Origin of the sequence: Myxococcus faecalis (assembly GCF_050039385.1) — a bacterium.
GTDB classification, from domain to species: Bacteria; Myxococcota; Myxococcia; order Myxococcales; family Myxococcaceae; genus Myxococcus; species Myxococcus fulvus.
This window is the reverse complement of record NZ_CP144336.1, coordinates 9,478,350-9,502,073: the sequence shown is the minus strand read 5'-3', so window position 1 is coordinate 9,502,073 and position 23,724 is coordinate 9,478,350. Positions and strand designations below refer to the sequence as shown.

Annotated in this window: 27 protein-coding genes; 6 read left to right on the top strand and 21 right to left on the bottom strand. The window is 67.8% G+C overall.

Annotated features, from left to right (window positions below):
• Positions 1-269 precede the first annotated feature (269 nt).
• The 18 genes from rplX to VZQ01_RS38175 all read right to left on the bottom strand — a co-directional run bounded on the left by rplX (position 270) and on the right by VZQ01_RS38175 (position 11,942).
• The gene (gene rplX, locus VZQ01_RS38260; RefSeq protein WP_141327454.1) at positions 270-599 is read right to left on the bottom strand and encodes a 50S ribosomal protein L24; all 330 of its coding nucleotides are present in this window, start codon (positions 597-599) and stop codon (positions 270-272) included.
• Between the two features lie 49 nt (positions 600-648).
• Positions 649-1,017, bottom strand: coding sequence for a 50S ribosomal protein L14 (gene rplN / locus VZQ01_RS38255; protein WP_046714296.1), 369 nt, complete (start codon positions 1,015-1,017; stop codon positions 649-651).
• A gap of 66 nt (positions 1,018-1,083) precedes the next feature.
• Positions 1,084-1,410, bottom strand: coding sequence for a 30S ribosomal protein S17 (gene rpsQ, locus VZQ01_RS38250; protein ID WP_194869291.1), 327 nt, complete (start codon positions 1,408-1,410; stop codon positions 1,084-1,086).
• Between the two features lie 93 nt (positions 1,411-1,503).
• The gene (gene rpmC / locus VZQ01_RS38245) at positions 1,504-1,719 is read right to left on the bottom strand and encodes a 50S ribosomal protein L29 (protein ID WP_194869292.1); all 216 of its coding nucleotides are present in this window, start codon (positions 1,717-1,719) and stop codon (positions 1,504-1,506) included.
• Between the two features lie 43 nt (positions 1,720-1,762).
• Positions 1,763-2,182, bottom strand: a complete 420-nt coding sequence (gene rplP, locus VZQ01_RS38240) for a 50S ribosomal protein L16 (protein ID WP_046714299.1) — start codon at positions 2,180-2,182, stop codon at positions 1,763-1,765.
• Between the two features lie 66 nt (positions 2,183-2,248).
• Positions 2,249-2,911: a 30S ribosomal protein S3 gene (gene rpsC / locus VZQ01_RS38235; protein WP_002633602.1), complete on the bottom strand. Its 663-nt coding sequence runs from the start codon at positions 2,909-2,911 to the stop codon at positions 2,249-2,251.
• A 40-nt stretch (positions 2,912-2,951) separates the two neighbouring features.
• Positions 2,952-3,296 carry a 50S ribosomal protein L22 gene (gene rplV / locus VZQ01_RS38230; RefSeq protein WP_141327456.1) on the bottom strand — a complete coding sequence of 115 codons (345 nt, stop codon included), beginning with the start codon at positions 3,294-3,296 and terminating at the stop codon, positions 2,952-2,954.
• Between the two features lie 35 nt (positions 3,297-3,331).
• Positions 3,332-3,619, bottom strand: a complete 288-nt coding sequence (gene rpsS, locus VZQ01_RS38225) for a 30S ribosomal protein S19 (RefSeq protein ID WP_046714300.1) — start codon at positions 3,617-3,619, stop codon at positions 3,332-3,334.
• 15 nt (positions 3,620-3,634) lie between these two features.
• Positions 3,635-4,480 (bottom strand): 50S ribosomal protein L2, encoded by an 846-nt coding sequence (gene rplB, locus VZQ01_RS38220; protein WP_046714301.1) that lies wholly within the window; start codon positions 4,478-4,480, stop codon positions 3,635-3,637.
• 35 nt (positions 4,481-4,515) lie between these two features.
• Complete coding sequence (locus tag VZQ01_RS38215; protein WP_141327458.1) at positions 4,516-4,809, bottom strand: 50S ribosomal protein L23; 294 nt, start codon at positions 4,807-4,809, stop codon at positions 4,516-4,518.
• Positions 4,806-5,429, bottom strand: coding sequence for a 50S ribosomal protein L4 (rplD, locus tag VZQ01_RS38210; protein WP_046714303.1), 624 nt, complete (start codon positions 5,427-5,429; stop codon positions 4,806-4,808). Before rplD ends, VZQ01_RS38215 begins: the two co-directional genes overlap by 4 nt.
• Positions 5,430-5,482: 53 nt before the next feature.
• Positions 5,483-5,791 carry a 30S ribosomal protein S10 gene (gene rpsJ / locus VZQ01_RS38205; RefSeq protein ID WP_002633608.1) on the bottom strand — a complete coding sequence of 103 codons (309 nt, stop codon included), beginning with the start codon at positions 5,789-5,791 and terminating at the stop codon, positions 5,483-5,485.
• A gap of 201 nt (positions 5,792-5,992) precedes the next feature.
• Positions 5,993-7,183, bottom strand: a complete 1,191-nt coding sequence (gene tuf / locus VZQ01_RS38200; protein ID WP_267696508.1) for an elongation factor Tu — start codon at positions 7,181-7,183, stop codon at positions 5,993-5,995.
• A 141-nt stretch (positions 7,184-7,324) separates the two neighbouring features.
• The gene (gene fusA, locus VZQ01_RS38195; RefSeq protein WP_223747735.1) at positions 7,325-9,403 is read right to left on the bottom strand and encodes an elongation factor G; all 2,079 of its coding nucleotides are present in this window, start codon (positions 9,401-9,403) and stop codon (positions 7,325-7,327) included.
• 148 nt (positions 9,404-9,551) lie between these two features.
• On the bottom strand, positions 9,552-10,022 hold the full coding sequence (rpsG, locus tag VZQ01_RS38190; RefSeq protein WP_011553340.1) for a 30S ribosomal protein S7: 471 nt from the start codon (positions 10,020-10,022) through the stop codon (positions 9,552-9,554).
• 140 nt (positions 10,023-10,162) lie between these two features.
• On the bottom strand, positions 10,163-10,534 hold the full coding sequence (rpsL, locus tag VZQ01_RS38185) for a 30S ribosomal protein S12 (RefSeq protein WP_043408969.1): 372 nt from the start codon (positions 10,532-10,534) through the stop codon (positions 10,163-10,165).
• 215 nt (positions 10,535-10,749) lie between these two features.
• Positions 10,750-11,244: a ribosomal protein S18-alanine N-acetyltransferase gene (rimI, locus tag VZQ01_RS38180; RefSeq protein ID WP_223747734.1), complete on the bottom strand. Its 495-nt coding sequence runs from the start codon at positions 11,242-11,244 to the stop codon at positions 10,750-10,752.
• A complete protein-coding gene (locus VZQ01_RS38175; RefSeq protein ID WP_426746098.1) occupies positions 11,241-11,942 on the bottom strand; it encodes a hypothetical protein in 702 nt (233 codons plus the stop codon). Before VZQ01_RS38175 ends, rimI begins: the two co-directional genes overlap by 4 nt.
• Before the next feature lie 113 nt (positions 11,943-12,055).
• Between VZQ01_RS38175 and VZQ01_RS38170 the strand changes: the two genes are divergently transcribed.
• From VZQ01_RS38170 to VZQ01_RS38145, 6 genes are all read left to right on the top strand, one after another.
• The gene (locus tag VZQ01_RS38170; protein ID WP_141324543.1) at positions 12,056-13,051 is read left to right on the top strand and encodes a DnaJ C-terminal domain-containing protein; all 996 of its coding nucleotides are present in this window, start codon (positions 12,056-12,058) and stop codon (positions 13,049-13,051) included.
• Positions 13,052-13,143: 92 nt separating this feature from the next.
• Positions 13,144-13,872 carry a HEAT repeat domain-containing protein gene (locus VZQ01_RS38165; protein ID WP_223747732.1) on the top strand — a complete coding sequence of 243 codons (729 nt, stop codon included), beginning with the start codon at positions 13,144-13,146 and terminating at the stop codon, positions 13,870-13,872.
• A gap of 108 nt (positions 13,873-13,980) precedes the next feature.
• Positions 13,981-15,672 (top strand): ATP-binding response regulator, encoded by a 1,692-nt coding sequence (locus tag VZQ01_RS38160; RefSeq protein ID WP_141324541.1) that lies wholly within the window; start codon positions 13,981-13,983, stop codon positions 15,670-15,672.
• A gap of 75 nt (positions 15,673-15,747) precedes the next feature.
• Positions 15,748-17,469, top strand: a complete 1,722-nt coding sequence (gene argS / locus VZQ01_RS38155; RefSeq protein WP_223747731.1) for an arginine--tRNA ligase — start codon at positions 15,748-15,750, stop codon at positions 17,467-17,469.
• Positions 17,470-17,483: 14 nt separating this feature from the next.
• Entirely contained in the window at positions 17,484-20,036 is a 2,553-nt protein-coding gene (locus tag VZQ01_RS38150) for a 1-acyl-sn-glycerol-3-phosphate acyltransferase (RefSeq protein WP_223747730.1), read from the top strand.
• A 73-nt stretch (positions 20,037-20,109) separates the two neighbouring features.
• Positions 20,110-20,607, top strand: coding sequence for a DUF6265 family protein (locus VZQ01_RS38145; protein WP_426746097.1), 498 nt, complete (start codon positions 20,110-20,112; stop codon positions 20,605-20,607).
• 18 nt (positions 20,608-20,625) lie between these two features.
• On the opposite strand, the gene VZQ01_RS38140 is transcribed toward VZQ01_RS38145, so the two are convergent.
• The 3 genes from VZQ01_RS38140 to VZQ01_RS38130 are packed head-to-tail and all read right to left on the bottom strand — an operon-like array spanning position 20,626 to position 23,711.
• Positions 20,626-21,081, bottom strand: a complete 456-nt coding sequence (locus VZQ01_RS38140) for an Ig-like domain-containing domain (RefSeq protein WP_223747728.1) — start codon at positions 21,079-21,081, stop codon at positions 20,626-20,628.
• Positions 21,081-22,265: a cytochrome c3 family protein gene (locus VZQ01_RS38135; RefSeq protein ID WP_426746096.1), complete on the bottom strand. Its 1,185-nt coding sequence runs from the start codon at positions 22,263-22,265 to the stop codon at positions 21,081-21,083. Before VZQ01_RS38135 ends, VZQ01_RS38140 begins: the two co-directional genes overlap by 1 nt.
• Positions 22,266-23,711, bottom strand: a complete 1,446-nt coding sequence (locus tag VZQ01_RS38130) for a hypothetical protein (protein ID WP_223785211.1) — start codon at positions 23,709-23,711, stop codon at positions 22,266-22,268. It lies immediately after the preceding gene.
• Positions 23,712-23,724: the final 13 nt, after the last annotated feature.

The following is a 23,724-nucleotide window of genomic DNA, read 5'->3' as shown; positions in this document are numbered from 1 at the left end:
GTTCGCCGCGAAGCCAACCTTCTTGGCCTCTTCCTTCTTGCCCCGCTTCGCCTTCTTTTCCTTCTGGTCCGGCTTCTTCTCGTCAGCCATCGTCGTATCCTCTGCTTCGGGCGCCGTCGTGACCCAGCGCGTCCGATCAGTCCTTCACCTGGAAACTGAAAACACCGCGAGGGCCCCGTGGACTACCCAGGCCCTCGTTGCCTGCACGCCCCCCTACCCGCCTACCAGGGCGGACAGAAGGGCGCGCATACATGCCCCAACAGGGACTCCTAGTCAATCAGCGCGTCGCAGTTCTTGCAGAACCGCTGGCGCTTCTCACCGTCCGTCTTGATGCCCACGCGGGTCGGCTTGTCGCACTTCACGCAAACGACCTGGACATTCGCCAGGGCGATGGTGCCGGGCTTCTCGACAATGCCACCCTCAGGGTTCTGCGGCGTCTTCTTCAGGTGCCGCTTGACCAGGCGCAGGCCCTCCACAGTCACCCGGCCGGCCTCCTGGTCGATCTTCAGCACCTTGCCGCGCTTCGTCGCAGGGGTCTTCTCGGAGGCCTCGGCCCCGGCCATGACCTGGACCGTGTCTCCCACCTTCATCTTCTGCATGGCTTCCTCGTCTCTCTGGCTGCTCGCCGTCCGGCCTGGTGGGTCCTCTTCAGAGGACTTCGGGCGCCAGCGAGATGATCTTCATGAACTTGCGGGCGCGGAGCTCACGGGCGACCGGCCCGAAGATACGCGTACCAATGGGCTCCATGTCCTTGTTGATGAGGACCGCGGAGTTGCCGTCGAACTTGATGAAGCTGCCGTCGGGACGACCCACCTCGCGCTTGGTGCGGACGATGACGGCCTTGGCCACGTCACCCTTCTTCACCTTCGAGTTGGGCAGCGCCTCGCGGATCGACACGACGATGACGTCGCCGATGGACGCGTACTTGCGCTTCGAACCGCCGAGCACCTTGATGCAGAACACCTTCTTCGCGCCCGAGTTGTCCGCCACGTCGAGCACGCTCGTCATCTGAATCATCTGGGAATCTCCTATCGCCGGTGTCTCCACCGCGCAGCCTCTCGGCCGCGCATGTGGAGGTGCGTGCTAGACGTTCTTGCTCTTCTCCAGCACCTCGACCACGCGCCAACGCTTGTCCTTCGAAGCGGGCTTGGTCTCGGCGATCCGGACCCGGTCACCCTCGTTGATGGTGACCTTCTTCGGGTAGTCGTGGTCCTCCACGTGGGCCTTGTACTTCTCGCGCAGGCTCATGATCTTCCCGTACTTCGGGTGGGGAGCCCGGCGCTGGACGGTGACCACCACCGTCTTCTGCATCTTGTTGGAGGTGACGATTCCCACGCGCGTCTTGGGACGGCCGCGGGTGGAGGTCTCTGCCTTGGGCGCTTCGGTCGTCTCAGCCATCTTCTCTCTCACTGTCTCTCATGCACCCGGGCGCTCTCACGTCCCGGATGGCCTTGCGCACCCGCCCCGTGGCGAGCGCGCTTGGAGGATTCGCGGGTGGAGGCGTTACGCCTTCGCCGCCTTCTTCTTCTCGGTCAGCACGGCCAGGATACGGGCCAGGTCACGCCGGTGCTGGGTCCGCTCCGCCGGGTTGTCCAGCGAGCCGGTCCGCCGCTTGAGCTGGTCCTGGAACAGCGTCTCGCGCAGTTCCATCGCCCGCCGCTGCAGGTCGTCCGCCGACAGCTCCCTCAGTTCCTTCGCAGTCGCCATTGCAATCTCCACATGCGTGCGGGAGCCACCCAGAGGACGGCTCCCGCCGCGGTGCCTAGAGGCTCAGGTCCGCGCGCTTCACGATCTTCGTGAGCACGGGCAGCTTCGCCTGCGCCAGCTTCAGCGCCCCGGTGGCCACCTCGGTCGTCATGCCCTCCATCTCGTAGAGGATACGGCCGGGCTTCACCACCGCGACGTAGTACTCCACGCCGCCCTTACCGGTACCCATTCGGGTCTCGGCGGGCTTCTTGGTGATGGGCTTGTCCGGGAAGATTCGGATCCAGATCTTGCCGCCGCGCTTCACGTGGCGGGTCATCGCGATACGGGCCGCCTCGATCTGCCGGGAGGTGATCCAGCCCGGCTGAAGGCTCATCAGACCGAACTCGCCGTAGGTCAGGTCGCTGCCACGGTGAGCGGCGCCCGGCATGCGGCCCTTGTGCATCTTGCGGTACTTCGTACGTGCAGGCTGAAGCATCGTCGCTGTCCTTCCCTACCCTGCCCCGGGCGCCTCCTCGCGGAGACACCCGGCGCGGGAGGGCAATTACCGGTTGGAGGGCATGGGGGCCTGGCCACCCTTGCCCGGGAGAACCTCGCCCTTGCAGACCCAGACCTTGCAGCCGATCTTGCCGTAGGTCGTCTTGGCCTCGGCGAAGCCGTAGTCGATGTCCGCGCGGAGGGTGTGCAGGGGCACGCGGCCCTCGCGGTACCACTCGTAGCGCGCCATCTCGGCGCCACCCAGGCGGCCCGAGCAGGCCACGCGGATGCCCTTCGCCCCGAACTTCATGGCCGTCTGCAGCGCCTTCTTCATGGCGCGGCGGAAGGCGATGCGGCGCTCGAGCTGCGTGGCGATGTTCTCCGCCACCAGCTGCGCGTCGGTCTCCGCCTTGCGGACCTCGACGATGTTGAGGAAGACCTCGTTCTTCGTGAACTGCTGGAGGTCCTTCTTCACCGTCTCGATGCCCGCGCCGCGCTTGCCGATGACGATGCCCGGACGCGCGGTGTGGACGTTGACCTTCACCTTGTTGGCGGCGCGCTCGATCTCCACCTTGGACACGCCCGCGTGGTTCAGCGACTTCTTCACGAACTCGCGGATGCGGATGTCTTCATGGAGCCACTGCGCGTAGTTCTTGTGCTCGAACCACTTGGAGTCCCAGGTCTTGATGACGCCAAGCCGGAACCCGATCGGATGAACTTTCTGTCCCAACGTGAATCTCCTTGAACGTCCGGGCAGGGCCCGACGGGTCCTACTTCTTGGCCTCGGCCAGCACCACGTGGACGTGGGCGGTCTTCTTCTTGATGGGGGTGGCCCGGCCCATGGCGCGCGGCATGAACCGGCGCTGGGTGGGACCCTGGTCCACCGAGATGGTCTTGACGTAGAGCGTGTCCACGTCGACCTGTCCCTTGGACTTGTCGGTCGCGTTGGCCACGGCGCTCTTGATGAGCTTCTCCACCGGCAGGGCCGCGGCGCGCGGGGTGAACTTCAGGATGTTGAGGGCCGCCTCAACGGGCTTGCCCCGGACGAGCGCCGCAACGGTGGACAGCTTGCGGGGGCTCATGCGCAGGAAACGCAGATGTGCAGTCGACTCCATGGTCATCTCCTCAGGCTCTCAGGCAATGCGCCAGGCTACTTGCCCGGGGCCTTGGCGACCTTCTTCTCCGCCGAGTGACCACCGAACGTACGCGTCGGGGCGAACTCGCCGAGCTTGTGGCCCACCATGTTCTCCGTGACGAACACCGGGATGAACTTCTTCCCGTTGTGCACCGCGAAGGTGTGACCCACGAACTCCGGCAGGATGGTGGAGCGGCGGGACCACGTCTTCACGACAGTCTTCTTGTTCGTCTTGATCATGTCCTCGATCTTCTTGACGAGGAAGTCGTCGACGAACGGACCCTTCTTGATCGAACGAGCCATGGCTTGCGAATCCTCTTACTGGCTGCGCGCGCCCTGGCGGCGGCCGCTCACGATGAACTTGTCAGTACGCTTGTTGGTGCGCGTGGTGAGACCCTTGGTCTTCTTGCCCCACGGCGACACCGGGTGCGGGTTACCCTGACCGGACTTACCCTCACCACCACCGTGCGGGTGGTCCACGGGGTTCATCGCGAGACCACGAACCGTCGGGCGGATGCCCAGCCACCGGCTCTTACCCGCCTTGCCGACGCGGATGATCTCGTGCTCGATGTTGCCCACCTGGCCCACGGTGGCGCGGCACTCGATGAGGACCATGCGGACGGTCCCGGAAGGCATGCGCACCTGCGCGTAGCGGCCCTCCTTCGCCATCAGCTGTCCGGACGTGCCGGCGGAGCGGATGACCTGGGCGCCACGGCCCGGCTTCAGCTCCACGTTGTGGATGACGGTACCCACCGGGATGTTCTGCAGCGGCAGGGAGTTGCCCGGACGGATGTCCGCGTTCTCGCCGGCGAACACCGTGTCGCCCACATTCAGGCCCACGGGGGCCAGGATGTAGCGCTTCTCGCCGTCCGCGTACGTCAGCAGGGCGATGTTGGCGGTGCGGTTCGGGTCGTACTCCACCGCGGTGACCTTGGCCGGCACGCCGTCCTTGTCACGACGCTTGAAGTCGATGACGCGGTAGCGGCGCTTGTGACCACCACCCTGGTGACGACGGGTGATGTGGCCGTGGACGTTGCGGCCGCCCGAGCGCTTCAGCGGCTCGGTCAGCTTCTTCTCGGGCGCGTCCTTGGTGATGTCCGCGAAATCGGACACCGTCATCAGACGGCGGGCGGCGCTTGTCGGCTTGTACTTCTTGATGCCCATGGTGTGTTCCTCAGGCTGACCTCAACGCCGTAGCGTCAGGCCGCCCCTCCCTCGAAGAGTTCGATCGAGTCGCCTTCCTTGAGGGTGACGACCGCCTTCTTGAAGTTGGGCCGCTTGCCGATGCTCCGACCCACGCGCTTGATCTTGCCGCGGACGATGTTGGTGTTCACGTCCTCGACGGTGACCTTGAACAGCGTCGACACCGCGTTAGCCACGTCGTGCTTGGTGGCCTTGAGGTCGACGATGAACGAGTACTGACGCAGCTTCTCGCGGGCCTTGTCCAGCTTCTCCGTGATGAGCGGGCCCTTGATGACGTCGTGGATCTTCATGACAGCGCCCCCTCGAGGGTCTTCGCGGCCGCGGAGGTCAGGACCAGGTGCGAGTGCTTCAGCACCATCTCGAGGTTGACACCCTCGGGAGGAAGCACGTCGAACTTGGCCAGGTTCCGCACGCTGCGGTGCAGGTTGGTGTTGCCCTTCTCGTCCACCACCAGGGCGTTCTGCAGCTTCAGGCGCTTGGTCAGCACCTCGAAGGCCTGCTTGCTCTTGGGGGCGTCCAGGGAGAACCCGCTCAGGATGATGAGCGTCTTCTCCTTGGCGCGTAGGGACAGCGCGGACTTGAGCGCACCGCGGCGCACCTTGCGGGGCGGGCGGTAGAAGTAGTCGCGAGCCTTGGGAGCCATCGCCTTGCCGCCGCCCACCCAGTGGGAAGCGCGGATGGAACCCTGGCGGGCGCGGCCGGTGCCCTTCTGCTTCCAGGGCTTCTTGCCGCCGCCGCTGACCAGCGAGGTGTTCTTCACCCCCACCGTGCCGCGGCGCCGGTTGATCTGCTGCATCTTCGCGACCTCGTAAAAGAGGTGCGTGTTCGGCTCAGCGCCGAAGATGTCGTCGGAGAGCTCGATCTCCGACACCTTCTTCAAATCCAGGTCGACAACGTCAAACTTCGCCATGGCACTTTCCTCGCGGGGGTCGGAGTGAAACCACTCAGACGCCCACCCGCTTCCTAGGACTTGATCTCGACGTCAACGCCGGCCGACAGATCCAGCTTCATGAGCGCATCCAGCGTCTGCTGCGTAGGCTCGAGAATGTCGAGCAGGCGCTTGTGGGTGCGGATCTCGAACTGCTCGCGGCTCTTCTTGTCCACGTGCGGGGAACGCAGCACGGTGAACTTGTTGATGCGCGTAGGAAGGGGGATCGGACCGGCGACCTTCGCGCCAGTGCGCTTAGCCGTCTCGACGATCTCACCCGCGCTCTGGTCCAGGAGCTTCGAGTCGTATGCCTTCAGCCGGATGCGGATCTTCTGTGTCGCCATTCGCAAGAACCTCTTAGAACGAACTTTGTGCCAACGCCCCGGAAGGCGCTACGACCGACGTCCCCTGGTTGTCACAGAGCCGTTTCTTCAGAACGAAGGGGCGCGGTGATTACCATCCCGCCCCAGTGTATGCAACTGGATTTCCTCCGGCTCCCTGGAAATTCCCCGGAAGGGAACTCCGGGGAGCCGGGAGGAGGTCTGCTACTCGATCACTTCCGCCACGACGCCGGCGCCCACCGTGCGGCCACCCTCGCGAACGGCGAAGCGCAGCTCCTTCTCCATCGCGACAGGGGTGATCAGCTCCACCTCGATCGCGATGTTGTCGCCCGGCATCACCATCTCCACGTTCTCCGGCAGCTTCACCGTTCCCGTCACGTCCGTCGTGCGGAAGTAGAACTGGGGACGGTAGCCCTTGAAGAACGGGGTGTGGCGACCACCCTCTTCCTTCGACAGCACGTAGATCTGCGCCTTGAACTTGGTGTGCGGCGTGATGCTGCCAGGCTTGGCAATCACCTGCCCACGCTCCATGTCCTCACGCTTCAGGCCGCGGACCAGCGCGCCGATGTTGTCGCCCGCCATGCCCTCGTCCAGCAGCTTGCGGAACATCTCCACGCCCGTCACCACCGTCTTCTGCGTCGGGCGCAGGCCGACGACCTCGACCTCCTCGCCGACCTTGATCTTGCCACGCTCCACGCGGCCCGTCGCCACCGTTCCACGGCCGGCGATGGAGAACACGTCCTCCACCGGCATCAGGAAGGGCTTGTCCGTCGCGCGCTGCGGCGTCGGGATGTAGCTGTCCACCGCCGCCATCAACTTCAGGATGGCCGGCTCGCCGATGTCGCTCGTGTCACCCTCGAGCGCCTTCACCGCGGAGCCCGGGATGATGGGGATGGTGTCGCCGGGGAACTCGTACTTCTTCAGGAGGTCACGCACCTCCATCTCCACCAGCTCGCGCAGCTCCGGGTCGTCCAGCAGGTCCACCTTGTTCAGGAAGACCACGATGTACGGAACACCGACCTGGCGCGCCAGCAGGATGTGCTCACGCGTCTGGGGCATCGGGCCGTCCGCCGCCGACACCACCAGAATCGCGCCGTCCATCTGCGCCGCGCCCGTGATCATGTTCTTCACGTAGTCGGCGTGGCCCGGACAGTCGACGTGCGCGTAGTGACGGTTCGCCGTCTGGTACTCCACGTGCGCCGTCGAAATCGTGATGCCGCGCTCGCGCTCTTCCGGCGCCTTGTCGATCTGGTCGTACGCCAGGAACGTGGCGCCGCCCGTCTTCGCCAGCACCTTCGTGATGGCCGCCGTCAGCGACGTCTTGCCGTGGTCCACGTGTCCGATCGTGCCGATGTTCACGTGGGGCTTGTTACGCTCGAACTTCTCCTTGGCCATGACACTCCTCACCGCGGCTGAGCCGGTCAATCACCCGGCGCGTATCGAATCCCGCAAAAACTCACTGCGAAGGTGCTGCGTCCTGCTCCAAACCCGCCACAACGTCAACTGAAATCGCCCGCAGGGTCGACTGCCGGGCCGTCAGTAGCGGTTCAGCGCCGTCTTGGGCGCCGGCGCGTAGTGACTGAACTGCATGGTGTAGGTCGCCCTTCCCTGGCTGCGGCTGCGCAGGTCGGTCGAGTAGCCGAACATGGCGGCCAGGGGCACCTGCGCCTGGATGGCCTGCAGGCCGCCTGGGCGGGGCGTCATGCCCAGCACCTTGCCTCGCCGGCCGTTCAGGTCGCCAATCACGTCGCCCATGAAGGGCTCCGGCGTGACGATCTCGCAGTTCATGATGGGCTCGAGCAGCACGGGGCTGGCCGCGCGCACGGCGTCCTTGAAGGCCAGCGAGCCGGCGATCTTGAACGCCATCTCGCTCGAGTCCACGTCGTGCACGGAGCCGTCGTAGGCCTCCACCTTCACGTCCACCATGGGGTAGCCCGCCACGGGGCCGTTCTGGAGGGCCTCCTGGACACCGTCGCGCACCGCGTCCACGAACTCCTTGGGCACCACGCCGCCGACGATCTTGTTCTCGAAGGCGAAGCCCTTGCCGGCCTCGTTCGGCATCACCCGCAGCCAGATGTGGCCGTACTGGCCCCGGCCGCCCGTCTGACGGATGAACTTGCCCTCGGCCTCCATCTGGGTGGTGATGGTCTCGCGGTACGCCACCTGTGGCTTGCCGATGTTCGCGTCGACCTTGAACTCCCTCAGGAGGCGGTCGACGATGATCTCCAGGTGCAGCTCGCCCATGCCGGCGATCAGCGTCTGCCCCGTCTCCTCGTTCGTGCGCACGCGGAAGGACGGGTCCTCCATCGCCAGGCGCTGCAGCGACTGGATGATCTTGTCCTGGTCCGCCGTGGACTTCGGCTCGATGGCGATGTCGATGACCGGCTCGGGGAACTCCATCCGCTCCAGGATGATGGGCTGCTTGTCGTCGCAGAGCGTGTCGCCCGTCGCCGCCAGCTTCAGGCCCACCACCGCGCAGATGTCACCCGCGTAGCACTCGGTCAGCTCGTCCTTCTTGTCCGCGCGCATCTGGACCAGGCGGCTGACGCGCTCGCGCTTGCCCTTCACCGAGTTCCACACCGCCGTGCCCGCCTCCAGCTTGCCGGAGTACACGCGCAGGAACGTCAGCGTCTGGGACTGGAACGCCGGGTCGTTCATGATCTTGAACGCCAGGGCGCTGAAAGGCGCGTCGTCCCGCGTCTCGCGCACCGCGTCCTCGCCCTTGGGCGTCTTGCCGTGCACGGGCGGGATGTCCAGCGGGCTCGGCAGGTAGTCGATGACCGCGTCCAGGAGCGGCTGCACGCCCTTGTGGCGGAACGCAGACCCGCAGAACACGGGGAACAGCTTCAGCCCCACGCAGCCCTTGCGGATGGCCGCGCGGACCTCCTGCTCGGTGAGCTCCTGGCCCTCCAGGAACTTCTCCGTCAGCGCGTCATCCTGCTCCGCGGCGGCCTCGAGCAGCTCCGCGCGCGCGGCCTCGGCCTGCTCGCGCAGCTCCTCGGGAATCTCCTGGATGTCGTAGCGGCTGCCCTGCTCCGAGTCGACGAAGACCAGGGCCTTCATCGTCAGGAGGTCGATGACACCGCGGTGCTTGTCCTCGGCGCCCAGGGGGAGCTGCATGCGCACCGCGCGCGCGCCGAGCTTCTCGCGGATGGTGCCCACGGACATCTCGAAGTCCGCGCCGATGCGGTCCATCTTGTTGATGAAGCAGATGCGGGGGACCTTGTAGCGGTCCGCCTGGCGCCAGACCGTCTCCGACTGCGGCTCCACGCCGTTGACCGCGTCGAACACGGTGACGGCGCCGTCGAGCACACGCAGGGAGCGCTCCACCTCGATGGTGAAGTCCACGTGTCCGGGGGTGTCGATGATGTTGACGCGGTAGCGCTGCTCGTTGCGCTGCCAGAACGCGGTGATGGCGGCGGAGGTGATGGTGATGCCGCGCTCACGCTCCTGGACCATCCAGTCCGTGGTGGTGTTTCCCTCGTGCACCTCGCCCATCCGATGGATGGCGCCGGTGTAGAAGAGGATCCGCTCGGTGGTGGTCGTCTTGCCGGCATCGATGTGCGCCATGATGCCGATGTTGCGGTAGCGCTCCAGGGGATGCTCGCGAGCCATTGCGTCGGTACCTCTCCATGAGGGCGGGAGGGCTTGGGAGCCCCGTCTCACGTTCCCACCCGGACGATTTCAGAGAACCTGCTTCACCTAAAGAAACCGCCCGGATGCAACCTCTGCATCCGGGCGGGACACCGCGAGGCCGAAAGACCTACCAGCGGTAGTGCGCGAAGGCCTTGTTGGCCTCCGCCATCTTGTGCGTGTCTTCACGCTTCTTCACCGCGTTGCCGCGGTTGTTGGCGGCGTCCATGATCTCGCCGGCCAGCTTCTCCTGCATGGTCTTCTCGCCACGGGCCTTGGAGTACGTGATGATCCAACGCATGCCGAGGGCGACCCGGCGGTCCTGACGGACCTCGACGGGCACCTGGTAGGTGGCGCCACCGACGCGGCGGCTCTTGACCTCCAGCACCGGCTTGACGTTGTCGAGGGCCTTCTTGAACGTCTTGAGGGGGTCCTCCTTCGCGCGCTCCTCGATGAGGGCGAAGGCTCCGTAGCAGACGCCTTCCGCGATGGACTTCTTGCCCTTCCGCATCAGGTCGTTGACGAACTTGGTGACGAGCCGGTCCTGGAACTTCGGATCCGGAAGAATCTTGCGCTTGGCGACTACGCGACGGCGAGGCATCTCTTCTCTCTTCCCTTACGCCCTGGCTCCCTTGGGAGCACGCTACGACGGGCTTCAAGTACCGCTGAAGGAAACTTCACGAGGACGCTCCCCAGGGTGCGGGGCTCAACGTCCCAACTCTCAAACGAAGGTGATCGCGCTCAGCTCGGACGCTTCGCGCCGTACTTGGAGCGGCTCTGCTTGCGGCCCGCCACGCCCACGGAGTCGAGCGTTCCACGGACGATGTGGTAGCGCACGCCCGGGAGGTCCTTCACACGACCGCCGCGGATCATCACCACCGAGTGCTCCTGGAGGTTGTGGCCCACGCCGGGAATGTAGGACGTCACTTCGATTCCGTTGGTCAGACGCACGCGGGCCACCTTGCGGAGGGCCGAGTTCGGCTTCTTCGGAGTCGTCGTGTACACGCGGGTGCAGACGCCGCGCTTCTGGGGGCATTCCTTGAGCGCGGGGCTCTTGCCCTTGATGTTCAGCTTCTCGCGGCCCTTGCGGACCAGCTGGCTAATGGTCGGCACTGATACCTCGTTCTTCGGGTTCGCAGCCGCCACGAGACACGAGGCGGCGCATATCTACCTACAGGACTACTGAAAAAGGCCGCGAGTATAGGGAGCGACCCCTCCGTGTCAAGCACGGCATGACGCAGACCTGGAACAGGTCAGCGTCCATGAGGTCTTTCCTTGAGACTCGTCAACCCAGCTTACGACGGGTCGGTCCTCTACTCCGCGTGCGCTCAGAAGTCGAGGACCATCACCACGGCGTCCTCGCCCTCGTCCGCGTAGTAGTTCGGCCGGATGCCCACCGGGCGGAAGCCGAAGGCGCGGTAGAGCTGGATCGCCGGCTCGTTGCTCTTCCTGACCTCCAGGGTGGCGAGGCTGCAGCGGCGTGCCCTGCCCCGCTCCAGCACCTCCTCCATGACGGCCCGCGCGACGCCCCGCCGCCGGTGCTGGGGGGCGGTGGCCACGTTGAGCACGTGGACCTCGTCGTGGACGATCCAGAAGATGGCCAGGCCCAGGAGCAGCGGGGGCACGAACTGCCGGGGCTCCTCCACCAGGAGGATGGTGGACCACTCGTGCTGGAGCTCGCGCTTGAGCAGCTCCGGGGACCAGGGGTTCTTGAACGCCGCCTGCTCCAGCGCCATCACCGCCGGCAGGTCCCCTTCCGTCATCTGACGGATGGAGAAGCCATGCGGCTCGCGTGGCTCGGCGTCCTCCCGCATCCGCCTCATCGCTTTGCCTCCCGTGTGAAGGGCGCCACCCGACGCACCTGGGCCGAGGTCCTCACCTGCGCCAGCTCCTCCACGGCCAGCGCCGCATAGCGCTCGCGGAAGAGCTTCTCCCGGATGGACTCCCGCACCGTCTCGTAGTCGGCCGGAAAGTCCCCGGGGTGCTGCTCGTAGAACCGACGGATCTCCGTCTCGCCCACCTGGGCCCGCAGGCGGATGCGGCTGTCCAGGACACGCTCGGCCCTGAGCCCCCGCGTCAGCACCGCCTTGAGCCCCTCCACGTCCACGTCCGCCCGGGCCAGGAAGCGCTCCAGGGCCTGGGAGCCCCCGACGCGCAGCCGGAACGCCTCCAGCCGCGCGTCCACCTCGGCGGGTTCGGCGGGGAACGCCTGGAGCCGGTCGGCGTTGAGCACCTGGACCCGCTGGCTGATGGCCAGCTCCAGCGCCCCCCGGAGGAGCTCCTCGTCCAGGGGGACATCGAGCGCCTGGAGGCCGCCCCGCTGCACGAGGGCCACCCGGGCCTCGAACTCCAGCTCGCTCTGGGTGAGCACCCGACCCTCGATGATGGCGACCACCCGGTCCACCACCCTGCCCTGCGCCTCTCCCGCGGGAGCCTGGGCGTGGACGGCCGGGGCGGCCAGCAGGAGGAGCCAGCCCGCCAGCCAGAAGGTACCTGCTCCCGCTCGGCGCGGCGCTGCCATGGCCTCCCTCATCTTCCGCCGGACTTTATACATCCCAGGCCAGCCGAACAGTCCTTGCTGGCGCACTCCCACCGACTGGTTACTTTCAATCACGTACAGCTCGGCGGGAACAAATGGCGGACGACTACTACCAGATCCTCGGCGTGGAACGGACGGCCTCCGAGGAGGCCATCAAGAAGGCGTTCCGGAAGCTCGCGCGCCAGCACCACCCCGACGTCAACCCCGGCAACAAGTCCGCCGAGGAGAAGTTCAAGCAGATCAACTCGGCCTTCGAGGTGCTGTCGGACCCGAAGAAGCGCAAGCTCTACGACGAGTTCGGCGAGGACGCCGAGAAGATCGGCTTCGACGAGAAGAAGGCGGAGGCGTACCGGCAGTACCGCGCCCAGGCGTCCCGGGGGGGCGTGGGCGGCATCCCCTACGGAGGCGAGGACTTCGACCTGGGGGACCTCTTCAACGACCTCTTCGGAGGACGCAGGGGCGGTGGGGGCGGGTTCAATGACCCCTTCGGGCGGGTCCGGGGGCGCGGCCCCATGGGTCCCGAGCGTGGCGAGGACCTCAACGCCCAGGTCCGCCTGACGCTGGCCGAGGCCGTCAACGGCACCGAGCGGCCCCTGTCCGTCAGCCGCGCCTCCCCCGACCGCTCCACCCCGGACGAGCGCGTCCGCCTGACGGTGAAGATTCCCGCGGGCGTCCAGACCGGCTCCAAGGTCCGGCTGGCGGGCCAGGGCGCCCCCGGCGCGAGGGGTGGGCCTCCGGGCGACCTCTACATCGAGACCGAGGTGATGGAGCATCCCCTGGTGCGTCGGGAAGGTGACGACCTCCACATGGACGTGCCCGTCACGGTGCCGGAGGCCATGCTGGGCGCGGAGGTGCGCGTCCCCACCTTCCAGGGCGAGCTCACCGTCAAGGTCCCCCCTGGCTCCCAGTCCGGCCGGCAGATGCGCCTCAAGGGGCGTGGGGTGCCCTCCCTCAAGGGGGGTTCACCGGGTGACCTCTACCTCCGCCTCCAGGTCAAGGTGCCGGACACCGACACCCCGGAGACCCGCGCCGCGGCGGAGACCCTGGCCAAGGCCTACCGGGACGATGTCCGTCGCGAGCTGACCCTCTGAAGCTCTTGTCTCTTGTCCTGGGCGCCGCCAAGGCATAGACGGCCCCTCCCACAGTCGGATTTCACGTCGCCGCAAACGGAGCACACGCGCACATGGGCCTCTTAGACATCTTCACGGGCGGCTCGGGCCCCGAGAAAGCCCTCAAGCTCAAGCCCAAGGTCACCCAGAAGTACGGCGACCCGGCGACCCGCCAGAAGGCCATCCAGCAGCTCGGGGAGATGAAGTTCCCCGAGGCCGTCTCCGTGCTCCTGGCCCGCTTCACCATCACCGTGGACCCGCTCACCACGGACGCCGACGAGAAGGAGCACACCTTCGAGCTGGTGAAGGCCTTCGGCAAGGACGCCGTCCCCCCCATCGTCGAGTTCCTCAGCAAGACGGAGCCCGCCACGTCGTGGGCGCTCAGGCTGCTGGGTGAGCTGGTCAGCGAGGACGAGGTGACCGAGGCCTGCGTGAAGGCGCTCCAGCACCTGTCCTCGACCTACACGAAGAACCCGGAGAAGAAGGTCGTCCTGCTCCACCACGTCACCGGTCGCCAGGACGCACGCATCCCCCCGGTGGTCGTCCCGTTCCTCTCGGACATGTCGGACGACGTGAAGATCGCCGCGCTCAAGGCGCTCGCCTCCTTCAAGTACGAGCCGGCCAGGGAGCCCATGCTCGCGCTCCTGACGGCCGACGAGACGGCGCGTCGGGTGCAGACCTCGGCGCTCTCCGCCCTGGCGGACGCGGGCTTCAGCGTGGGCGAGCAGCGCGCCCGCGTGGAGTCGCTCCTGGTGGAGCCCTACGTCCTGGACAAGGACGGCCGCATCCAGCGCCGGGCCTGAGCGCCCGGGCCCGGTCGTGTCGGGCAGCCGACACGACCACTGTCCTCCGGAAGGCCCTGCACACCGGGGCCGTTCCCAGGCGCTCGGAACCTGGAGCAGGATTCTCCCGTGCGCTCGAAGAAGAAAGGGGCCCTGGCAGAGGTCGTGCCGCTGCGCCCCACCACCTCGAAGAAGTCCACCCGTCGAGCAGCGAAGCCGGCTCCCCCGGCTGACGCCGACGCCGTCGCGCGCGCCCTCCTGGAGATGGCGCGCCACCTCACCGACAACGCGGGCCCCACCGAGGCCCTGCGCTCCCACCTCCAGACGCTCCACGCGCTGCTCAAGCCCAAGGTCTGTTACGTGGCCCGCTTCTTCGCCTCGCGCGAGCAGCTCCACGTCGAGCACGTGCGTGGCCGCTACGACAGCCGCGTCGTCGCCGCCGTCCCGGGCGAGGGCGTGGTGGGGCGCGCCTTCTCCGAGAAGAAGCTCCTGCGCGAAGCGGACACCCTCGCGGTGCCGCTGGAGAGCCCCCACGGCGTCACCGGCGTGCTCGTCGTCCTGGGCGCGCGCCGCGCCGTCTCCGACACCGTGCTCCAGTCGCTGGCCGCGCAGCTGGCCGCCGCCTACGAGGTGGCCCGGCTCCGCGACGACAGCGCCCGCCGCAACAAAGACCTCCAGACAGCCATCGCGGGCTTGAAGAGCCTGGAGCAGAACCGCGAGGAGCTGCTCGGCAACGTCTCGCACGACCTCAAGAACCCGCTCACCACCATCAAGTCGTACCTGGCGATGCTGGGACGCGAGAAGCTGGGGCCCCTCACGGACTCCCAGCGCCGCGCGGTGCAGATCTGCGACCGGAACTCCGACCGCATGCTGCGCATGGTGAACGACTTGCTGCTCATGTCCCGGCTCCAGTCCGGGAAGATGCAGCTCAACCAGCGCCCCTTCGGCCTCAAGGCCGTGGCCGAGGAGGTGGTCCGCTCCCTGGCCGTCGTCGCCGAACACGGCAAGGTGCAGGTGCACATCCCCCCGTGCGCGGAGGTGTTCGTCCGGGGAGACCGCGAGCGCATCGCCGAGGCCATCCACAACCTCGTCGAGAACGGCATCCACCACAGCGAGCAGGATGACACCGTCGAGGTCACCGTCTCCGCCGAGGAGGGACTCGCCGCACTCACGGTGAAGGACAGCGGCCCCGGCATGTCGGCCGAGGCGCTGGAGCACATCTTCGATGCCTTCTACCGGGCGCAACCCGGGGTGCCGCGGCCTCCGGGCGCGGGGCTGGGCCTGCCGCTGGTGGGGAAGATCGTCGCCCTGCACGGGGGCCGGGTGGAGGCCTCCAGCGTGCTCGGCGAGGGCAGCACATTCCAGCTGGTGCTGCCAATGTTCGCCGGGGCGGTCAGCTCCCCGGACCCGAACCAGGCGGCGCCCAAGGCGGGCGGCATCCTCCTGGTCGAGGACGACGCGGACTGCCGCGAGGTGCTGCAGCAGGTGCTGGAGCAGGAGGGCTACCGGGTGATGGCCACCTCGGGAGCCTCCGAGGCGCGCTCCATCCTCTCGCACATCCGGCCGGCCATGGTGCTGCTCGACCTGCGGCTGAGCGAGGAGGACGGGCAGTCGGTGCTCCGCTTCATCCGGGGCACCGAGTCGCTCGCGGACATCGTCGTGTACATCATCTCGGGTGCCAGCGAGGTGGCGTCCCTCACCTCCGGCCAGGGCCTGGAGCGCATCGACGGCTTCTTCGAGAAGCCGCTCCAGCTCCCCAAGCTGCTGGACACGGTGTCGGCGGTGGTGCGGCCCAGCCGCCGGGCTCCCGCCGTCCCCTGAGGGGGACGGAATGGACCGCGGAACGAACAAGAGGTGGCCGCACGCCACCTCGGCTTGGCTAGTATCCGCGCGTTCATGAGCACTTCCGTCTATTCCCGCTACCGCGCCGCATTCGCCGAGGGCCTCGCCAGCGCCCTGGGCGTGCAGGCCGCCGACATCGAAGCCCAGGTCAAGCCCGCGGAAGCGGCGCACGGCGACCTGAGCTTCGCCACCTTCCCTCTCGCCAAGGCCCAGAAGAAGGCGCCCCCCGTCATCGCCAAGGAGCTGGCCGAGAAGCTCTCCGTGCCGGGCCTGGAGATCAAGGCCGTGGGCCCGTACGTGAATGCCCGCTTCAACGCGGTGCCCTTCACCAGCGAGGTGCTCGACGCGGCCCGCAAGGCGGGCGCCACCTACGGCGGAGACGCGGACGCGGGGCGCGGCAAGACGGTGGTCATCGACTACTCGTCGCCGAACATCGCCAAGCCCATCGGCTTCCATCACATCCGCACCACGTTCCTGGGTCACTGCATCGCCAACATCTACCGGGCGCTCGGCTGGCGGGTGGAGGGCATCAACTACCTGGGTGACTGGGGCAAGCAGTTCGGCCTCGTCGCGGTGGGCTTCCAGGAGTACGGAGACCCCGCGCGCATCGACGACATGGGCCACCTGGTGGAGGTCTACGTGCGCGCCAACAAGCGCGCCGAGACGGAGCCCGCGTTCGACGAGAAGGCCCGCGACTTCTTCCGCCGCATGGAGGCCGGTGACGCCGAGGCCCTCAAGCTCTGGAACCAGTTCCGCGAGACGAGCATCCGCGGCTTCAAGCAGATCTACGCGCGGATGGGCATCGAGTTCGAGCACATCGAGGGCGAGAGCCGCTACCAGGGCAAGATGGACGCGGTCATCGAGCAGATCGCCAAGAAGCCCGGCGTGAAGGAGTCGCAGGGCGCGCTCATCGTCGACCTGCCCTACGCGGAGAACGAGCCGCCCATCCTGCTCAAGAAGAACGACGGCAGCACGCTCTACGCCACGCGCGACCTGGCCGCCGCCGAGGACCGCCACACGCGCTTCCAGTTCGAGAAGTCGCTCTACGTCGTGGCCCAGGACCAGGCGCTGCACTTCCGTCAGGTGTTCCGCACGCTGAAGGAGATGGGCCAGCCGTGGGCGGACAAGTGCGTGCACGTGGCGTTCGGCCGCATCCACGGCATGAGCACGCGCAAGGGCCAGGTGGTGCAGCTCAACGACGTGCTCGACGAGGCCAAGGAGCGCGCCGCCGCCAAGGTGAAGGAGAACCAGGAGGCCGGCCGGCTCCAGACGGATGACCCGGACAAGCTCGCCGAGCAGATCGGCCTGGGCGCCATCGCCTTCGGCGACCTCAAGCACAAGCGCGCCACCGACTACACCTTCGACTGGGACGAGGTGGTGAGCTTCGAGGGCCACACGGGCCCCTACCTCCAGTACGCCCACGCGCGCGTGGTCAACGTGCTGCGCAAGGGCGGCGGCGCGCCCGCCACCTACGACGCCAGCCTGCTGACGCTCCCCGAGGAGCAGGCCCTGGTGCGCGAAATCATGCGCCTGCCCGAAGTGGTGCGCGACGCGGCCGAGCAGTACGAGCCCAGCCTCGTGGCCCGCCTGCTGCTCGACGTGGCCGCCGCCCTGAGCCGCTACTACACGCTCGGCAACCAGGAGCGCGACAAGCGCATCAACGTCGAAGGGGATGACGCGCTGCGTTCCGCGCGACTCGCCCTGGCGGACGCGGCGCGGGTTACGCTCGCTTCGGGTCTGACCTTGTTGGGCATTCCGACACCCGAGAACATGTAGCCCCGGGGGCTGCCTTGGAAACCGCGCTGTCGCAGTCTGCGAATCAGGGAGAGTCCTTGCTGAAGGCGGAGTTCGGCCCGATGGGTCGGGCGCTGGGCACTCGTTATCTGGAGAGCGTCCACTTCCCACCCGAGGCCGAGGACGAGCTGCGAAACCTCCACGCCAAGGGGTTCGTGGTGCACGTCATGCGCTCCACGGCGTGGGTGAACTTCCTCTACCTCACCTGGGCCATGGTGCGCCGGAGCCTGCCGCCCGTGCGGGCGGTGTCCAACCTGCGCCCGTGGTTCACCAAGCCGTGGCGCCAGACGAAGCAGGGCGGCGCGTTCCTGGAGCGCTTCGAGTACGCGCGCCAACAGGGAGGCAGCGGCCTGGTCTTCCTGCGGCGCACGGCGCTCTTGCACGCGTCCGGGAAGGAGACGCACGAGGACCCCTTCCCCGCCCTGGTGGAGCTGGCGCGCACGTCGGACCGGCCCGTGTACCTGGTGCCGGAGCTGTTCGTCTGGGAGAAGCGCAGCGCGCGCCTGAAGCCCAACTGGGTGGACATGGTGTTCGGCAGCCCCGAGGCGCCGGGCTTCCTGCACTCGATGCTGGCCTTCTTCCGCAACTACAAGCGCGCGCAGTTCCGCGTGGGAGAGCCCATCGACCTGCGCGCCTTCGCCGAGCAGAACCCGAAGGACTCGGTGGAGGTGCTCGCGCGCAAGGTGCGCAGCACGCTGCACGTGCACCTGGCCCGGGAGACGCGCGCGGTGTTCGGACCGCCGGCCAAGCCGGCCGTGCGCATCATCGACGAGACCCTGCGCGACAGGCAGCTGCGCAAGGTGGTGGACGAGCACGCCGCGCAGTCCGGCCGCAAGCAGGAGAGCGTGCTGCGCGAGGCCCGCCGCAACCTGGAGGCCATCGCCGCGAAGCCCAGCCCCACGACGCTGGCCTTCGTCGCCCCGCTGCTCGACTGGGTGTTCAACCGCATCTACGACGGCATGCACGTGGACGAGGCGGGCCTGCACCGCGCGCTCAAGGCCGCCACCCGCGCGCCCATCGTCCTGTGCCCCAGCCACAAGAGCCACATGGACTACCTGGTGATGAGCTGGGTGCTGTGGAACCGCGGCTACGCGGTGCCGCTGGTGGCCGCCGGCGCCAACCTGTCCTTCTGGCCCCTGGGCAGCATCTTCCGCCGCTGCGGCGCGTTCTTCCTGCGCCGCTCGTTCAAGGGCGACAAGGTCTACGCCGCGTCCTTCAAGGCCTACGTGCGCAAGCTGGTGCACGACGGCATCCACCAGGAGTTCTTCCCCGAGGGCGGCCGCTCGCGCACGGGCAAGCTGCTCTCCCCCAAGCTGGGCATGTTCACCTGGCAGGTGGAGTCGGTGCTGGAGGGCGCGCGCAACGACCTGCTCTTCGTCCCGGTGGCCATCGACTACGAGAAGGTCGTCGAGTCGGGCAGCTACTCGAAGGAGCTGGCCGGCGGGGAGAAGAAGCCCGAGGACCTCAAGGCGCTGCTCAGCACGCCCAAGGTGCTCGCGGCGCGCTATGGCCGCATCCACCTGGGCTTCGACGAGCCGATTTCGCTCGTGGAGTTCATGAAGGAGCGCGGGCTCGACCCCGAGCAGCCGGTGACGGACGAGCAGAAGAAGGGCCTGGTCCGCGCGCTCGGCAACCGCGTGATGTACGGCATCAGCAAGGTGTCCACCGTGACGCCGCACGCGCTGGTGAGCACGTCGCTGCTCGCGCACCGTCGCCGGGGCCTGACGCAGCGGGAGCTGGCGGACCGCATCAGCATCCTGCGCCGCATCGCCCAGGAGGATGGCGCGCCGCAGTCGCGCGAGCTGGGCAACGCCCCCAGCAACCCCGAGACGATGGGGCCCATCCAGGACGCGATGCGCACCTTCATCGGCGACGAGATGGTGCGCACCCAGGAGGCCAAGGGTGACGTCATCTACCAGGTGGAGGACGACCGCCGCGCGGAGATGTCCTTCTACAAGAACACGCTGATGAACCTGGTGGCCGCGCGCAGCCTCGTGGCCAACGCCATGCTGGCCGCCGGCACGTCCGCCTCGTACGACGACGTGAAGGCGCGCGCGCTGTTCCTCTCGCGCCTGTTCAAGCTCGAGTTCATCTACCGGGTGAACACCACCTTCGACACCATCTTCGCGGAGACGGTGGAGCGGCTGGTGCGCATGGGCCTGGTGATGCACGAGGGCGACACGCTGAGCGTCGCGCCCGAGCCCCACGCCCAGCCGGAGCTGGAGTTCCTGGCGGACCTGCTGCGCGACTACCTGGAGGCGTACCTGCTGGCCGCGATGACGCTCAACGACGTGGCCACGGGCGTCGCCGAGGACCGCAAGGCCTTCCTCCGGATGGCCCTGGAGACGGGTCGCGCCGAGTACCACGCCGGCCGCATCACCGCCGCCGAGTCCCTGGCCAAGGTGACGCTGGAGAACGCGGTGACGTACCTGCAGGACCAGAAGCTCCTCGTCGAGGAGGACAAGAAGCTCAAGGTCGGTCCCCAGGCGACGGACGCGGACGCGCGCAAGCAGCTGGTCGAGAGCATCCGCGAGTACCTGCAGCGCTGACGTGTCGACACCGGGCCGCGCCGCCTCCTCGAGGACGGTGCGGCCCGTCAGCGGGGCATGGGAGGATGGGCGGATGACTGCTCGCCCTGCCCTCCTGGCCCTCGTCCTCGGTGCCTCCCCGCTTCTCGGCTGTGGCTCCACGCCGAACACCGGTGAGCCCGCCTCGCGTGAATGTGGCGCCTCCATCCACGACGTGGCCTGGCTGGCGGGGAGCTGGCGTCAGGACACGGCCGGCAACCTCATGGAGGAGCACTGGACGCCCGCCGCGGGCGGCACGCTCTTCGGGGTGAGCCGCACCATCGTCCAGGGCAAGACGGTGTTCTTCGAGTACATGCGCATCGAGGCGCGCAAGGACGGGCTCTACTTCGTGGCCCAGCCCATGGGACGGCCGCCCTCGGACTTCAAGATGCTGCGTTGCAACAGCAACGGCGTGTTGTTCGAGAACCCGCAGCACGACTACCCGCAGCGAATCTTCTACCAGCGCCCCACCGCCAACCGCCTCACCGCCCGCATCGAGGGGAAGAAGGACGGCAAGGAGGCGGGACAGAGCTTCGAGTTCTTCCAGATGTAGCCGCAAGCCCGCGAGGGCTCACGGCGCGCTGCGGAAGACGATGCGAATCTCGCTGGAGAGCGGGTTGCCCTCGTAGTCCGTGAGCACCGTGCGCAGCACCAGCGTGTACTGCGTGTTGGGCGTCAGCACGACGCCCTCGGCGAAGGCGGCCTCCACCGTGTACGGGACGTCGCCCCGCTCCACGTCCTCGTCCAACTCCGGCACGGGGGGCGCGGTGAGCACGAGCGGGAGCTCATCCCGGCCGGAGAACACCGCGATGCCCGGGCGCAGACTGCGAAGGTCCATGGCCTCGGAGAAGGTGACGCGCAGGGCGCCTCCCCTCGGCAGCGTCTCCCCTCCTCCCGGCGCCGTGGAGACGACCCGGGGCGGCACCGTGTCGCGCGGCAGGTAGATGGCGTCCCCGGGCTCCAGGCACCCGGAAAGCGCCGACAGCGCGAGCACGCCCGCGAAGAACCGACTCGAGCGCGCGCCCATCACCGGCACCCCTTCTGCGCCAGGCTCTCCGACGAGTGGCACTTGAGGCAGGCGCGGTCATTCGCCGACGCCAGCTTCTTGCACGACTGCGCGAAGCCCGCCGGGTGCGGGTTGATCTGCCGCCGCGGCGACAGCTCCGAGTGGCAGCTCATGCACGACTCCTCGCGATGGCAGGAGATGCAGCTGGTCAAATCCCGCGACGCCGCGATGCCGTGGTGCTGCGGTCCGGGCAGCTCCACCCACGTGGTGTAGTCCGGGTGCACCTTCTGGTTGCGCGGCCGCAGGGACTGGGCCGCGTCCATGCCCACGCCCGCGCGCTCGTGGCAGGCGGCGCAGAAGGACTGGGCGCGGTGGCAGCTCTCGCACCGGGGCGAGTTGGTCCGGGCCTGCACCGGGTGCAGGGTGATGAAGTCGTTGGGGTGGATGGACAGCGGCTTCTGCATGCCGTCATGGCACGTCTGGCAGTAGCTCTCGCTGTGGCACTGCATGCAGACCAGCCGGTCCGTCGACGCGCGGGCCCCGTGGTTGAACTCGAAGCGCGGGCCGTGGTCCAGGCCCAGGGGGTTGCCCTGCATGGGCTTGAGCAGGCCCGAGTCGAACGTCAGCTTGAGCCGGCCGGACGGCTCGGTCGGGTGGCAGGTCGCGCACGTGTTCGAGGCCACGGTGCCGTCGTGGCACTTGAAGCACGTGGCCATCTTCGGCAGCTGGTTTCGCGTGCCCAGCTTCACGTCCTTCATCTCGCCGTGGCACACCGAGCACTCCACCTTCTTGTCCACGTGCTGCTGGTGGCTGAAGTGCAGGTTGGCCGGAGGCATGGACAGCTTCGCGGGCTCCTTGCGCACGGTGGCGTCGAAGCCCGGGTGGCAGGTGTTGCACGCGGACGGAGGGTCCGTGGGCTTGCCCTTCCGACCCGCCTCGATGTCGTGACAGGTCTCGCACTCCTCGTGGCCTGGGAGGTTCAGGTCCTTGGAGGACGCGCTGGCGCGGGCCGAATCGTGGCACGTGGTGCACTCGGCGCCCGCCTCCAGGTGCTGGGCGTGGTCGAAGCGCAGCGGGACGTGCTGGGCGGGATAGACGGCCAGGCTGCGCTCGCGGGCCGTGGCGGCCCAGGCGACGCCGGCGCCCACCAGCATGGCGAGCGCGGCCAGGGCGAGCAGTGCATGTCGGTACTGACGGTGAAGCATCTACAAGCTCGCCTTCAGGTCGAAGAGGAGGAAGGCCTTGGTGTCGGAGTCGGTGAAGGGATTGAAGTTCTGCTCCACCACCAGCGACAGCCGCGTCGCGCGCGTCAGGGCCCGGCTGGCCCACACCTGGGCGCCGTAGAAGTTGCCCCCCAGGCGCGCGTTGAAGCTGTCGAAGATGCGCGCGAAGGACACCCGTGCGTCCAGCGTGAAGCGCTCCCGGTCGAACGTGTAGCCACCGGTGAGGTCGCCCCAGAGCTGGTCTCCGCCGAAGCCCGTGCGGTACGTCACGTCCAGCGCCGAGCGGAACGCGCCCGAGCGCCACGCCGCGCCCGCCGCCCCACCGACGCTGGTGGACTCCGGCGCGCCCTCCGCGTCCACTTGCGAGGCGATGGCCATCTCCGGGTTGACGTTCTCGTTGTACCGGCTGCCCAGCGCCTGCACGTAGAAGCGCAGCGGGCCGGGGGTGAAGACGTCCACGCGCACCCGCGCCTCGTCGCGCGGCGCCCACGCGAAGTAGTACCAGATGGAGTCCGCCGACAGCACGGGCGACAGGCGCATCACCTCCAGCGTCGTCGCGACGCGCGTGCCGTCCCAGCGCACCTGCGTGCGCACCTGGGCCACCTTGCCCTGCAGCACGTCGTAGTCCACGCCGGCCAGCGCGTTGAGCCCCAGGCCCCGGCCGTAGCGCGCCTCCACCGTGGCGCGCTCCAGGTCCGTCTTCCCCTCCACCATCGCCTTGCGGTAGCCCACCGCGGCGTTGAAGCCCTTCAGGTCCTCGAGCAGCAGCTTGGCGCCGAAGACGGGCTCCATCGAATCCAGCGTGGGGTCCGCGCCCGCCACGCCCTGGTCCAGCCGCCGCGAGTCGCTCTCCCGCGTACCGTCCGGCTGATACACGGACGAGCCCAGGAAGCTCGCGCCCTTCACCCACAGGCCGCCGTACAGCTCCGCGCCCAGGCCCATGCGCGTCACGTAGCGCGCGCGCAGCCCATCGAACGCGATGATGTCCGAGACGTCCGTGTAGAGCTGACGGCCCAGCCGTCCCTCGAAGCCGCCCTTCGCGTAGCGCACGTACGCGTGCAGCAACTCCGCGTCCTCGGACTTCAGCCCGTCGACGCGCTCGGCCTCACCCTTGGGCAGACCGAAGTCCGCCCAGATGCGCATGTTGGACTCGAAGCCCAGGTCCTGTCCCGTGGCGAGCTCGAAGGCGTTGAGCCCCAGGTACTGGACGATTCGCCGCCTCGGCAGCAGCACCGGGTCGTCCGACGTGCTGCCACGCCACGCACGAATCTGGTACGCCTGCGCCTCGGTTCGCGCTTCCACCAGGAACGCCGACGCGTGCGACGTCGTTGCTCCCAGCCCCAGGCCCAGGGCACAGACGACGCCGAGGATTCGAGGGGGCTTCCACCACGTCCGCTGCACCGTTCGAGCCAGGATGTAGGACGTCAAGGTGCTGACAGTA

Coding starts and splice junctions, on each gene's coding strand:
- VZQ01_RS38175 (WP_426746098.1), bottom strand. CDS start 11,942: ATGGCAGCGCCGCGCCGAGCGGGAGCAGGTACCTTCTGGCTGGCGGGC.
- rplX (WP_141327454.1), bottom strand. CDS start 599: ATGCAGAAGATGAAGGTGGGAGACACGGTCCAGGTCATGGCCGGGGCC.
- VZQ01_RS38170 (WP_141324543.1), top strand. CDS start 12,056: ATGGCGGACGACTACTACCAGATCCTCGGCGTGGAACGGACGGCCTCC.
- VZQ01_RS38140 (WP_223747728.1), bottom strand. CDS start 21,081: ATGGGCGCGCGCTCGAGTCGGTTCTTCGCGGGCGTGCTCGCGCTGTCG.
- rimI (WP_223747734.1), bottom strand. CDS start 11,244: ATGAGGCGGATGCGGGAGGACGCCGAGCCACGCGAGCCGCATGGCTTC.
- rplB (WP_046714301.1), bottom strand. CDS start 4,480: ATGGGCATCAAGAAGTACAAGCCGACAAGCGCCGCCCGCCGTCTGATG.
- rplP (WP_046714299.1), bottom strand. CDS start 2,182: ATGCTTCAGCCTGCACGTACGAAGTACCGCAAGATGCACAAGGGCCGC.
- rplN (WP_046714296.1), bottom strand. CDS start 1,017: ATGATTCAGATGACGAGCGTGCTCGACGTGGCGGACAACTCGGGCGCG.
- tuf (WP_267696508.1), bottom strand. CDS start 7,183: ATGGCCAAGGAGAAGTTCGAGCGTAACAAGCCCCACGTGAACATCGGC.
- VZQ01_RS38135 (WP_426746096.1), bottom strand. CDS start 22,265: ATGCTTCACCGTCAGTACCGACATGCACTGCTCGCCCTGGCCGCGCTC.
- rpsG (WP_011553340.1), bottom strand. CDS start 10,022: ATGCCTCGCCGTCGCGTAGTCGCCAAGCGCAAGATTCTTCCGGATCCG.
- argS (WP_223747731.1), top strand. CDS start 15,748: ATGAGCACTTCCGTCTATTCCCGCTACCGCGCCGCATTCGCCGAGGGC.
- fusA (WP_223747735.1), bottom strand. CDS start 9,403: ATGGCTCGCGAGCATCCCCTGGAGCGCTACCGCAACATCGGCATCATG.
- rplV (WP_141327456.1), bottom strand. CDS start 3,296: ATGGAGTCGACTGCACATCTGCGTTTCCTGCGCATGAGCCCCCGCAAG.
- VZQ01_RS38215 (WP_141327458.1), bottom strand. CDS start 4,809: ATGAAGATCCACGACGTCATCAAGGGCCCGCTCATCACGGAGAAGCTG.
- rpsJ (WP_002633608.1), bottom strand. CDS start 5,791: ATGGCGACACAGAAGATCCGCATCCGGCTGAAGGCATACGACTCGAAG.
- VZQ01_RS38165 (WP_223747732.1), top strand. CDS start 13,144: ATGGGCCTCTTAGACATCTTCACGGGCGGCTCGGGCCCCGAGAAAGCC.
- rplD (WP_046714303.1), bottom strand. CDS start 5,429: ATGGCGAAGTTTGACGTTGTCGACCTGGATTTGAAGAAGGTGTCGGAG.
- VZQ01_RS38145 (WP_426746097.1), top strand. CDS start 20,110: ATGACTGCTCGCCCTGCCCTCCTGGCCCTCGTCCTCGGTGCCTCCCCG.
- rpsS (WP_046714300.1), bottom strand. CDS start 3,619: ATGGCTCGTTCGATCAAGAAGGGTCCGTTCGTCGACGACTTCCTCGTC.